This is a genomic window from Shewanella sp. SM32, from assembly GCF_025654235.1.
In the GTDB taxonomy this organism is placed as follows: Bacteria; Pseudomonadota; Gammaproteobacteria; order Enterobacterales; family Shewanellaceae; genus Shewanella; species Shewanella oncorhynchi.
This window is the reverse complement of record NZ_JAKKRO010000023.1, coordinates 24,458-37,128: the sequence shown is the minus strand read 5'-3', so window position 1 is coordinate 37,128 and position 12,671 is coordinate 24,458. Positions and strand designations below refer to the sequence as shown.

Annotated in this window: 8 protein-coding genes; 4 read left to right on the top strand and 4 right to left on the bottom strand. The window is 46.7% G+C overall.

Features of this window, described 5'->3' with window-relative positions; translation table 11 throughout:
* Window positions 1–150 precede the first annotated feature (150 nt).
* Complete coding sequence (gene fumC / locus L5M10_RS11370) at window positions 151–1,554, bottom strand: class II fumarate hydratase (RefSeq protein ID WP_263255281.1); 1,404 nt, start codon at window positions 1,552–1,554, stop codon at window positions 151–153.
* Window positions 1,555–1,752: 198 nt separating this feature from the next.
* Complete coding sequence (locus L5M10_RS11365; RefSeq protein ID WP_131523432.1) at window positions 1,753–1,977, bottom strand: ribosome alternative rescue factor ArfA; 225 nt, start codon at window positions 1,975–1,977, stop codon at window positions 1,753–1,755.
* 266 nt (window positions 1,978–2,243) lie between these two features.
* On the opposite strand from L5M10_RS11365, the gene L5M10_RS11360 reads away from it, so the two are divergent.
* Window positions 2,244–3,092 carry a substrate-binding periplasmic protein gene (locus L5M10_RS11360; RefSeq protein WP_317630140.1) on the top strand — a complete coding sequence of 283 codons (849 nt, stop codon included), beginning with the start codon at window positions 2,244–2,246 and terminating at the stop codon, window positions 3,090–3,092.
* 283 nt (window positions 3,093–3,375) lie between these two features.
* Complete coding sequence (locus L5M10_RS11355; protein WP_263255280.1) at window positions 3,376–5,502, top strand: TonB-dependent receptor; 2,127 nt, start codon at window positions 3,376–3,378, stop codon at window positions 5,500–5,502.
* A gap of 251 nt (window positions 5,503–5,753) precedes the next feature.
* Here L5M10_RS11355 and pmbA read toward each other — a convergent pair whose 3' ends face one another.
* Window positions 5,754–7,097, bottom strand: a complete 1,344-nt coding sequence (gene pmbA, locus L5M10_RS11350; protein ID WP_105251299.1) for a metalloprotease PmbA — start codon at window positions 7,095–7,097, stop codon at window positions 5,754–5,756.
* Window positions 7,098–7,534: 437 nt separating this feature from the next.
* Between pmbA and yjgA the strand changes: the two genes are divergently transcribed.
* Together yjgA and L5M10_RS11340 are read left to right on the top strand one after the other, a co-directional pair.
* A complete protein-coding gene (gene yjgA / locus L5M10_RS11345; RefSeq protein WP_105251298.1) occupies window positions 7,535–8,071 on the top strand; it encodes a ribosome biogenesis factor YjgA in 537 nt (178 codons plus the stop codon).
* A 29-nt stretch (window positions 8,072–8,100) separates the two neighbouring features.
* A complete protein-coding gene (locus tag L5M10_RS11340) occupies window positions 8,101–10,602 on the top strand; it encodes an Ig-like domain-containing protein (protein ID WP_263255279.1) in 2,502 nt (833 codons plus the stop codon).
* Between the two features lie 161 nt (window positions 10,603–10,763).
* Here the strand turns inward: L5M10_RS11340 and L5M10_RS11335 are convergent, their stop codons facing one another.
* Entirely contained in the window at window positions 10,764–12,089 is a 1,326-nt protein-coding gene (locus tag L5M10_RS11335; RefSeq protein WP_263178667.1) for an APC family permease, read from the bottom strand.
* Window positions 12,090–12,671 lie beyond the last annotated feature (582 nt).

Here is a 12,671-nt window from a genome sequence, read left to right as displayed (position 1 = left end):
TTATCATTTCGTAAGCATTAACACTGCGAATGCTTCAGCATCCTTACTCCACTGTTTCTTCACACTGTCTTGGCCCACGATATTGATTCATTGCCAGCCTCAATTTCGCTGATTTATCAGCAGCTAGGATGAGACGTTTTGAATTAAGCATTAAGCATCGGGTCCCAACATCTTATTGGCATCGACCCAAAGCTCGAACTCTTCTGCCGTGACAAACTCAAGTTCTAATGCCGCTTGGCGCAGTGTCTTATGCTCACTATGGGCTTTTTTGGCTATCTTAGCGGCCTTTTCATAACCGATATGTTGATTCAGCGCCGTCACTAACATGAGTGAGTTCTCCACATGTTGCGCGATTTGTGGCTCATTCGCCACTATGCCGACTATGCAATGATCATTAAACGATTGGCAAGCATCCCCCAATAAGCGCCCCGATTGCAGCACATTAGCGATAATCATAGGCTTAAACACATTGAGCTCAAACTGACCATTGCTGCCACCAATCCCAACGGCGACATCATTACCCATGATTTGCGCGCACACCATAGTCATAGCCTCGACCTGAGTCGGGTTCACTTTGCCCGGCATGATCGACGAACCGGGTTCATTTTCAGGCAGTAATAACTCACCGATGCCGCAGCGCGGACCAGAACCTAACATCCTAATATCATTTGCGATCTTCATTAAACTGACCGCCGCCACTTTATAGGCCGCCGATAGGGCGACTAATTCATCGTGGGCAGCAAGGGCAGCAAACTTATTCGGCGCCGTCACAAAGGGCAAACCCGTGAGTTTTGCAATATTGTCCGCCACCTTAACGGCGTAATCCTTGTGTGTATTCAGCCCTGTGCCCACGGCGGTCGCACCTAAAGCTAACTCGGCTACACGCTTGAGACTGTGCTCAATGCCTTCGATGCCATGACTTAACTGCGCGGCGTAACCGGAAAACTCTTGGCCTAACGTTAACGGTGTTGCATCCATAAAATGCGTGCGACCGATTTTAACGATTTGCGCAAACTCCTCGGCCTTCATCTGTAAGCTCTGCTGCAATAACCTCATGCAGGGCAAAACGAGCTCAACCGCTTGGCGATAAGCGGCAATGTGCATGGCGGTGGGAAAGGTATCGTTGGAGGATTGCGAGCGGTTAACATCATCATTGGGGTGCAAGCATTTAACCGCATCGATAAGTTGCCCACCTGAGAGCACATGGCCGCGATAGGCAATCACCTCATTGACGTTCATATTGGTTTGCGTGCCCGAACCCGTTTGCCAAATCACTAAAGGAAATTGCGCATCGAGTTCGCCTGCAATCAGCTCATCGCACACTTGGGCAATCAGTTGAGCTTTAGCTTGAGTCAAAGTGCCAAGTTGTTGATTGGTAATGGCGGCGGCTTTCTTTAAATAGCCAAAAGCGTGGATCACTTCGACAGGCATAGATGCCTCAGCACCAATACGAAAGTGCTGCAGCGAACGCTCGGTTTGTGCGCCCCAATAACAGTCGGCGGGGACTTTTACCTCACCCATAGTGTCGTGTTCGATTCGATATTGCTGTGCCATGCGCATCTCCTTCGCTAAAACCCTCTAAGCCTTCACCATACTCGCTCAGGGCAAAAGTACAATTAACCTCCAACAAGGAGTATCAATAATAAGGCTGATTTAAGCGTAAAGATTGGCGTAAAGGCAGATGGAGGAGCATGAATTGGCAGGATTAACGAGGCACTAACACAGCAGACTAAAGCAGCGAACTGAAGCAGATTAACAAAAGCGCAGACCTAGAAAGTCAAAAGGGGCATCGCCCTTGTGCTGATGCCCCTTTCGGTTTTGTGCTTTACGGTCGTATGACCCTTTGCCCTTTTTCGCTTTCTCGGTGCGGGTCCTAAACAAGGGACTCGTCACTAACGCTTTTAGTGCGTTGTCGGTAATGGTGCCTCGACCACTTTCGTGTTCTAAGGGCATATTTTGCGGTTTTTGCTTAGTCATTTTATGCCTCACTGCTTAATGAAAGTTAAGCCCATAGCCTAACAGCGCAAACTATAACGCAATCAAATCAGATGTACAGAGTTTGTGCACTCCAACATAAAAAATGACTTTGACTAGTAGGAAAGTATGATAGATTATTTAAATAAAAATAATATATTAGCTTAATAATCAATAAGATTTTATTAATAGGTTTAGTGAGTGGATTTTGCCATAACCTTTATTGGCACTCAGGTTACACTTTGTAATCGACAGATAAGGAGATCAATTTGGCATCCGTGTTAGTCGCTCAACCTTGGCTCGGCGCACTGCTCTTACTGATAACACTTCAAGCCCCGCTTGCCAGTGCTTTTTCCAGTTCAGACTCCTGCGTGATGACTATGGGGTATCGCACCAGCGAACGCTTACCCTTTATCGGAGACGAGTCCAATAACACGGGATTTTATCACGAACTCTACCAAGCGGCGGCGAACAAGATTGGCTGCAAACTCAATGTGGTACGCGCACCTAAATTACGTATTCTGCGGGATCTCAAACTCGGCAATATCGATTTTTATCCCGGCCTTAATTTCACCGAAGAGCGGGCTCAATACGCGCATTTTATCCCCAATGGACTTTCACAACGTGCGATTGGCATTAGCCGTGCTGGCGCCGCCGATATTCGCTCCATTGAACAGTTAGCCCATAATGAGATGACCCTCTTAATCGCCCCCGGCAGTTATGACTTTGGCGGCTTACCCGACAAAATCAAGGTACGCAAACCGCCTGAGCTAACCGTCCCTAAAGCCTTGGATTATTTACTTTCAAACCAAGGGGACTTTTTTATTTATGATCAAACCACTTTGCATTATTACCTCAAAAATCGCGACCAAAGCCAGTTTAAACTCCACTATCACTACAGCGAATTACCGCAGGAAATGTATCTCGGTTTCTCGAAAAAAAGCCGCCACTACCGCGGTAGACACAACCCCAACTATCGCGCCGATATTCCCATCAGCCCAGATAACAGTCCCACAGTGTTAACACCAGATTCTAAAGTCTTTGAATTTGCCAAAGCACTCGCCGCCATGGATTCCCAAGGTGAAACTCAGCGCTTGTATAGTAAGTATTTTGGCTAGCTTAAATCCCAGAAATTAAAATGCCTCATTTGGGTTAGCTTAAATCACAAAAAGTACCGCTAACGCAGAGTTCTATTGGACCTCTTATCAATTGAGGTACCAATAAAGAGCTAAGAGAATCATGCCTAACTGATTAAAAAGTGGAAAACTTGTCTTCTGCTCAAGCCATATTCTGATGTTTTAACTCGCTTTGTTACCCTCTGCGACAATATGCCGCACCTGCCACACTGAGATGCTCTTTATAATGCAGCGCAATTAATCCAAGTGAATGGAAGACAATAAGATGGCTGCAAATTCTGCGTATTTATCTCACCCGTTTAAAACTTCAGTAATTTCCTCATCCCTCGCAATCGCCATGGGTTTATCACTAGCGCCACAGGCCATGGCTGACGACAGCGAATTAGCCAATATTGAACGCTTAGAGGTCCATGGCCAACAGACCGAAAACCGTAACGCCTTAGGTTCGGCTGAAAATCTACTGAAAGGGCAAGGAGTCGATTTCTCCGAAGCGGGCGGCGTATCGGCCCTACCTATCCTCAATGGCATGATGGGCGATCGCATCAAAGTGCTGGTCGATGGTGCGGACATTACTGCCTCCTGTGCAAACCAAATGAATCCACCGCTGTCCTATATTTCCGCCAATCAAGTCACCGCAGCCGAAGTGATTGCGGGCGTATCGCCAGTCAGTGCCGGTGGCGACAATATTGCGGGCGTGATTAAGGTTAGCAGCCTTAACCCTAAATTTGGTGAAAGCGATAGCATCAAGTGGAATAGCGGTGATATCTCAACGGGATATCGCAGTGTGAGCGACACCTTGCTACTCGGCACCAATGCCACAGTTGCCAGCAAAAATGTCAGCCTTAGCTATCAAGGCGCCTATGAAGATGCCAACAGCTATAAAGATGGCAATGGCGATAAAGTCATAGATACTCTATACCGCGCACAAAACCATGCACTGACAGCCGCATGGCGCGATGAGACTCAAGAAGTTGCCATCAAATTGACCCACCAAAATATTCCATTCCAAGGTTTTGCTAACCAATATATGGATATGACGGATAACAAGAGTTACGGTGCCCTCGCCCGTTATCAACTCAAACTCGACGATGACGGTGAATTCAGTGCCCAAGTAAACTGGCACGGCGTGAAACACGAGATGGGCTTTTTCACCCCAGAAAAAACCGGCAAGATGCCAATGAACACTGAAGGTGATGACTACAGCTATCAACTACACTGGCGTTTGCCAATGGGTGATGACAGCACCTTACTGGTCGGCCAAGAATACTATAGCTACCAGCTCGACGATGTTTGGCCTGCGGTGCCTGGCACTATGATGGCGCCCAATGACTACATCAACATCAACGATGGTGAACGCCGCCGCGCCGCCGTTTATGGCGAATGGCAGCAAGATTTAAGTCAAAGCTGGTGGTTATCGGCGGGCGTTCGCTTTGAGTATGTCACCACCAATACAGGTGAAGTCCAAGCCTATAGCAACATGCCTATGATGGGCATGCCCAATGTCGACGCAGAAGCGGCAAAAGCCTTTAATGCGATGGACAGAAAACGTGATGATAATCTGATCGATGCCACCTTACTGGCACGCTATCAATTATCGACCAATCAACAACTTGAGTTTGGTTTAGCCCGCAAGAATCGTGCACCTAATCTGTACGAACGTTACAGCTGGGGCCGCGGCACTATGGCGACCACTATGATAGGTTGGTATGGTGATGGTAATGGTTACGTAGGTAATCCGGATCTTAAACCAGAAACCGCCCATACCCTGAGCGCAGCCTACAAATATAACGATGATAGCTGGCAAGTCTCGACCACAGCTTGGTACACAGCTGTGACTGACTATGTCGATGCCGAAGTCATTGGTAGCTTCAATCGCACCAGTTCGCCTGATGGCAAACGCAATATTCTCCAATTCACTAACTTAGATGCCAATCTCTATGGCGCACGTTTTAATGCGCTCTACCAGTTTGCCGAAACCAGCACAGGTAAATGGCAAGTGTTAGGCAAAGTGAATGTAACCCGTGGCGAGCGAGATGAAGGTGATGAACCTTTATATCAAATCAAGCCGTTGCAAACTGAGCTGGCACTGCAACATCAGTTAGGTCAATGGGAAAACAGTCTTTCATGGCAATGGGTTGCGACCAAAGATCGCGTAGATGACCGCCGCCTTGAAAATGAAACCGACAGTTACTCCTTGCTCAATTTGAACAGCAGTATGAAATGGCAGGATCTGACTGTCACCTTCGCCGTGAATAACCTGTTCGACAGCTACTATGAGCTGCCACTGGGCGGCGTAAGTGTAGCGGAATTTAAGGCCGATAATACCAATGGCTTTAACCAAATTGCCGGTGCAGGTCGCTCGCTCGAACTCAGCGCAAGCTATGCATTTTAACGACTGATTTTAAAGGCACTGTTTTTAACAACATCGTTTTTAACCACATGGTTTTTAACTGCACGGCTTTTTAGGTCGAACAGATCTAATCCGAACGTTAAACAAAAAGGGCAAGCAGATTAAGTGATTAATCGCTTGCCCTTTTTTATGCTCAAACCACATTCATGCTACCAAGACTAAAATACTAGCACTAAAGCACTGAGACGACTTAAGCGCACTATGCAGCACGGAGGAACGAGTGACACTATGGATTAGTTACCCGCAATCTTCATTTCAGATAACAAGATACCGCCGGTACGAATCGATGAGCGCAAATCAAAATCCTTACTCACGGCTTGCACGCCACGGAACATCTCTTTTAAGTTACCCGCGATAGTGATCTCTTCCACTGGATATTGGATCTCACCGTTTTCAACGTAGAAACCCGCCGCACCACGGGAATAATCGCCCGTTACCATGTTCACGCCTTGGCCCATGACTTCGGTCACAATCAAACCTGTGCCCATGTCTTTCACCAATTCGTCGAAGGTTTGGCCTGTATGACCAAGCGTCCAATTATAAATACCGCCCGCATGGCCCGTGTTGGTTAAGCCTAACTTGCGCGCCGAGTAGCTGGTCAGCAAATAGGTTTCTAACATGCCGCGGTCAATAATGCGTCTGTCTTGGGTCGCCACACCTTCACTATCGTAGTTCGCGCTTGCCAATGCGCCCAATAAATGCGGCTGCTCTTCGATATTAAACCAATCGGGGAAGATTTGGGTGTTGATCGAATCCAATAAGAAACTGGATTTACGGTATAAACTGCCACCGCTGATCGCTCCGATAAAGTGGCCGATTAACCCTGTGGCGATATCGGGCGCTAATAAAATGGGTAAACGCGTCGTAGCGATCTTGCGCGCACCGAGGCGGCTTACTGTCTTCTCGGCGGTCTTTAAACCTACCGTTTCAGGTGCAAGCATCTCGCTGAATTTACGGGCGATAGTGTAATCGTAATCCCGTTGCATATTGCCTTCGCTATCTTCACCGATCACGCTGCAACTCAAGCTATAACGCGAGCTGCAATACCCGTTTAAGAAACCGTGGCTGTTGCCATACACTTTAACCGCAGTGTGAGCATTGGCACTGGCGCCGTCGGAATTATTGATACGTGGATCGGCATCGAGCGCCGCAGTTTCGGCGCGGATCGCTAGTTGCGCTAACTCATCGGGGGAAATATCTTGTGGATAATACAGTTGAAGATCGCGGATCTGATTTGCCATCAAGGCTTTATCGGCAAGACCACTGAATGGATCCGGAGAAGTATAACGGGCGATATCGTCGGCCGCTTTCACCGCTAAGGCAATGGCCTCTGGACTTAAATCCGACGTCGATGAACTGCCCTTGCAACCATCGCGGTAAACCGTAATTCCTAAAGCACCATCTTTATTAAATTCAACGGTTTCAACTTCTTTTAAACGGGTAGAAACCGACAAACCTTGTTGTTTACTGATCGCCACTTCGGCAGCGTTCGTTCCTAATTTGTTGGCATATTCCAGCGCCACGGCCACCGCATCTTTCAGCGCGCCCAATTCACTATCGATTCTGTTCAAAGACACAAAGCTACTCTTTCGTTGTCGGCAATTGCCGTAGCATAACAAACACAAATCCCATTCACATTAATTATTCGCGGCTGACTTAGGCTTGAGAGCGTATCCTATACCCAAACAACCTGAAGATGCAGGATTCAGCGGGAGTTTAACGCACTTTAGGCAAGGCGGTTATTTGCAGACCTAGCGGGCTAAGTTAAAAATAACCAACACAGCATAAAGTGCGTTAAAACCCGCCGGGACGGAGCGCCTAGGGCACTCCACTTCCGTGTTGCATCAATTCAAAAGGTGGCCGACATTCTGTCATTGCTGCGCCTTGAATTGAAGCACCCTAGGCGCTCTGAAACTCGTATCTTCAGGTAGCTTGGGTATTAACACATTCACCTAGGCGATTTTTGGCTGGAGATGTTATTATTAGCCAGTTATTTACTTGAGGTTTTATCTATATGAAGATTGTTGGTGATTCAGAACATTTTAAACAGCCCTACGACATAGATGAAGATTATGTCAGCAGCAAAACAACGGACAAGCGTGATAGCGAAGCCGTGCAAAAAGTCGGTATGGAGCTTGTTTCACTGAGCAAGACTCAGCTAGATAAAATCGAGCTGGATGAGTTTTTGTACGACGCTATCCTGCAAACACGCAAAATCAAGGTCAATACTGAGGCGTATCGTCGCCACATGCAGTATATCGGCAAATTGATGCGTAATTTTGATATTGAGCCAATCAAGGCTTCACTCGCTATCGTGTTGAATAAAAACAACAACGAGACAGCTAAGTTACAAATGTTCGAAAAAATGCGTGAACGCTTACTCACCCAAGGTGATGATGAGATTCAAACTGTCGTCGAGCATTATCCGCAATTAGACAGACAAAAACTGCGTACTTTGGTGCGTCAAGCCACCAAAGAACTGGCCAAAGGCCCTGAATCAAAATCATCTAAAGAGCTGTTTAAATATCTACGCAGCGAAATCCAAGACTAATTAACTTCAGCCCCACAAGGATGTTGCTTATGCGACTTAGCAAAACGTTATCGGTATTTTCTTGGGTATTACTGGGCGCATTAGCGCTCAGTGGTTGTAATGGCGCCGCTGATGGCACCGACACTGACGGAACAACAGACAGCTATAGCTTAACGCTGGGCTATAAAACTGTAGTTAACGGCAAGTGCGCCGATGCAACCACCAATTTAAGCTATGCCTCCGATACGAGTTTTTGTGCCGTCGCTACCTTAAAAAAGGGTTCGAGTAAACTTAGCGGCCAACTGATTAGCTTCGCTGCGACCTTAGGTACTGTTGCGCCAGCAACAAAACTCACCAATGCAGATGGCGTTGCTGAAGTCATCATTTCTAACCCTGCATTAACAGCAGAAGCTGGTACGGTAACGGCGAGCTATACGCCGTCTGATGCAGACGCATTAACTGCAAGCCGTAACTACGAGTTCGTTGGTTCAGACAATGGCAACACCATTGAAACACCCAAACTCAGCGCCAGTATTTTAAACAGCTCAGCCTTAGTCACTCGCTTTAAAGTCGATGAGTCGGTGCAATTACAAGCCATATTGCTCGATAGCGAAAGCAAAGGTATCGAAGGCGCTAAAGTCACCTTTACTGCTGGTTCAGCGGCGCTCAATCCTGCCAGTGCGCTGACCAACACTCAAGGTATTGCGCAGGTACCCTATACGCCAAGTGCAACTGAATTAGGGGCAAATGCCTTAACGGTCACTGTGGACTATCAAGGTCAATCGCTGCAAACCAGCAGTTTATATGAAGTGTTGAGTAAAGATGCAGTCAATCAAGAAGGCACGCTGAAACTCGGCTCATTCAATGGTGCAGTCTTTACCGAAGGTCAATTGGCGAGCACCTTAACGGCCGATGCCAATGGCAAATATAAAATCAGCGCAGGCGGTAGTTTTGGTGTAAGTGCAAGTTTAGTATTAGAGGCCAATGACGGCACGGTTACCCGAGTACAAACACCCTCTTCCATCAGCTTTAGCTCAGATTGCACCACAAACAATAGCGCCACACTCGATACCCCAGTTACGACTTTATCGGGTAATGCGAGCTCGACCTTCCAAGACACAAGTTGCAGTGGCAACAGTGAACGTAGCGACCAAATCATCGCCACAACCGTGGCTGGTAATCAGACGTTAACGGCGAATTTCCCATTTACTCTGCAACGTCAAACGCTTGCCAGCTTAAGTTTTGAGTCGGCAGAGCCGGCACAAATTCGCATCAAAGGTGCGGGCGGTACGGGTTCAAGCGAATCCTCTTTAGTCAGCTTCAAAGTCACCAGCGCCAATGGCCAACCCGCAGCGCAACAGAATGTCAGCTTTACCTTAGATACGGTTGTCGGTGGTTTAAGTTTTGCCAATGGCACTGCGAATGCGCAAAGCCTGACTAACTCCCAAGGTATCGCCAGTGTGCGCGTATTATCCGGTACAGTACCCACGCCAGTGCGCGTAGTCGCTACTGCAGTTGATACTGATACTAAAGAAGTTATCACTAGCCAATCAGAGCAACTGACCGTCAATACTGGCTTGCCGCAACAGCTTGGATTTAGTCTATCAACGACAATATTCAATCCAGAAGCAGGTGACTTTAATGGTGAAACTGCAACGATCACCATTCGAGCCTCCGATAGTTTTGGCAATCCAGCGCCCGATGATACTGCTGTCAACTTCACGACAGAAGGTGGCCAGATCCCAACATCATGTTTAACTAAAAATGGGACATGTAGCGTTGTTTGGACTTCACAAACGGCACGAGTACCCGATCACCGCATCACGATTCTCGCTTATGCCTTAGGTCACGAAACCTTCTTCGATACCAATGGCAATAACATCTTTGATGATGCTGATGTTAGTAAAGACATCAATGGCACGCCTGTGCCTGACTTGGCTTGTTTAACGAATTCAGGCGTTGCGAAAAAATGCACAGGCAATGGTATGGACATCGAAGCCTATCTTCCTAGTGGTTTTAGTGATCTAGGTGATGCGTTTAGGGATGACAATGAAGATGGCATTAGGAATTCAGCCGAACCATTTTGGAATACTCAAGCAAAAGAATATAGTTTTGCCGATGGTAAATTTAACGGTCCACAATGCGAAAGCGCACTCTGCGGCAAAGGCCAAGCCAATAAAACCTATATCCGCAAAGCCTTAGTAATGAGCATGTCAGGCTCACAGGCTTATATCAGTGTGATGCAAGACGGTGTGTTATTGCCGAGTGTGAATGACATCAAACCTGTGGCCGTTGGTGCTAGTTCTGAGTTTGTAGTATTTGTCCACGACAGTGCGAATCAAATCATGCCAGCTCAGACAAGTATCGAATTGTGCGTGGATTGTGCTGGAACGCCTAAAACCTTCGAGGTTCCCAATACTGTGTATGCGAAAGGCAGTCTAGGTTCACCACTGAAATTTACGGCATCGGCCAACACCAGCGTATCGGTGAAAGTCACGACCCCTAAAAATGTGGTCACTGATAACTTAGGTTTCACAGTACCAGCGCTTTAAAACTCAATTAAGCAAACTGAAAAGACCCGCTAATGCGGGTCTTTTTATTGGAATATTTTGTTAGAGGATGACAACCCACAGCCCTTAGATCTACTACACATCTTTAGTTATAGCTGTGCATCTATGAGCCATGACTCTCACTAATTTTATAACTCTTAATTTTATAGCTCTACTGCACGGCGTAAACGGAAACTCCGTAAAGCCAAATACAATGCTCCCACTGCCGCCCATATAAGCCCTAACTCTAGTGATTGTGGCTCTAAGTTCACCCAAAGCACGCCAATAGTGCCGGCGCCACACAATGGCAAGACTAAGTATTGTAAGTGGTCTCTAAAAGATTTATTACGTCGATCCCTTAGGTAAAACTGCACAATCACGGATAAGTTTACGAAGGTAAAAGCGACTAAAGCGCCAAAATTCACTAAGGCTAGCGCCATTTCCAAATCAAATGAAACGGCAGACAGCGCAAGCGCACCCACCAACAAGACATTAAATGCTGGGGTTCGCCATCTAGGATGGATATAAGCAAACCCTTTACGTGGCAACATATTATCCCGCCCCATCACATATAAAATCCGTGCAACCCCAGCATGGGCAGCCATACCGGATGCCAATACGGCAACTGTGGTCGCCACTAATACGATGGACTGGAATAGATTACCACCCACATAGAGTGCAATTTCAGGCAATACCGCATCAAGCTGTTGAAAGCGGGAAATATCGGGGAAATAGAGCTGCAAAAAATAAGACACGCCAACAAAAATCACGCCACCGAGCAAAGCTGTCAACACAATCGCGCGAGGGATAACACGCTGCGCATCTTTAGTTTCTTCAGTCAGTGAACTTAACCCGTCAAAGCCGAGGAAGGAGAAACACAGAATCGTCGCCCCTGTGAATAATGGCGCCATCGCCATATTATCGGCATAAAATGGTCGCACACTCGCGACGACACCTTCGCCTTCACCGAGGGAAATGCTATAGGCCATTAGACCAATGAACACCACAATAATGGCGATCTGTGCAAACACTATCACCCCATTAAAGTTCGCGACGAGATCAATCCCCTTGAGATTAAGCAAGGTCATTATGGTCACAAGTGCGAAAATAAAGATCCAAGGTTCGACGCTGGGAAACATGGCGGTTAAATAGATTTTTGCGAGCAACATATTGATCATTGGCATAAACATATAGTCCAGCAGCGATGACCAACCCACCATAAAACCAACATTCTGGCTAAAGGTTTTTTGAGCATAAGTGTAGGCTGAACCCGCATAGGGATATTTACGTACCAAATGACCGTAACTAAACGCGGTAAATAAAATCCCCGCCAATGCGAATAGATAAGACGTAGCCACATGGCCAGAGGTGATCTCGGAAACAATACCAAAGGTGTCAAAAACGGCCATAGGCGTGAGATAGGCAAGCCCCATCACCACCACTTGCCATAAGTTGAGGGTCTGCTTCAAACCCAGATTTTGTTGGCTCATCAGCACACCCCCATTCTACAGGGTTGAACACCTAAGCACGCATCTGCAATTAGTTTTTGCTTGCGGCTAACCGTCTGCACTCTAGGTTTAATGGCTAACGCAACAACTTGATTTACAACAACTACCGACAATCCGGTACACAACAGCCCCATTGGTCTTTCCTCAGTAAAATAGGTTCAACTGAACCTCATATCATTTCCGGATGTTTACCGGCCTCAATTGTTTTAAAACACATACGTCATAAATAAAAAATAACCGAGATACTGAGTATCTCGGCTATTTTTTCGGCGCGCATTCTCCCCCAAAACCAATAAGAAGACAACCCAATAAGGGCCGTTTGATGGCTATCTGCACGATGAGAGTTAAATTAACGGAATAGAATAGACAAGGATAAAGATGGCTTAAAGCAGTTTGAACACTAAGACACGCTACTAGAATATGATAGTAAGGCTGATGACATGCCGAAGGACAAGCTCAAAACTGAATAATTTTTTCACTTGTTTTAAATTTGTTATTGGAAATAAAGCAGATATAGATATAATCTTCCGGCAAAAATTAAACAGGGGCAGTTTAATTTGCGAA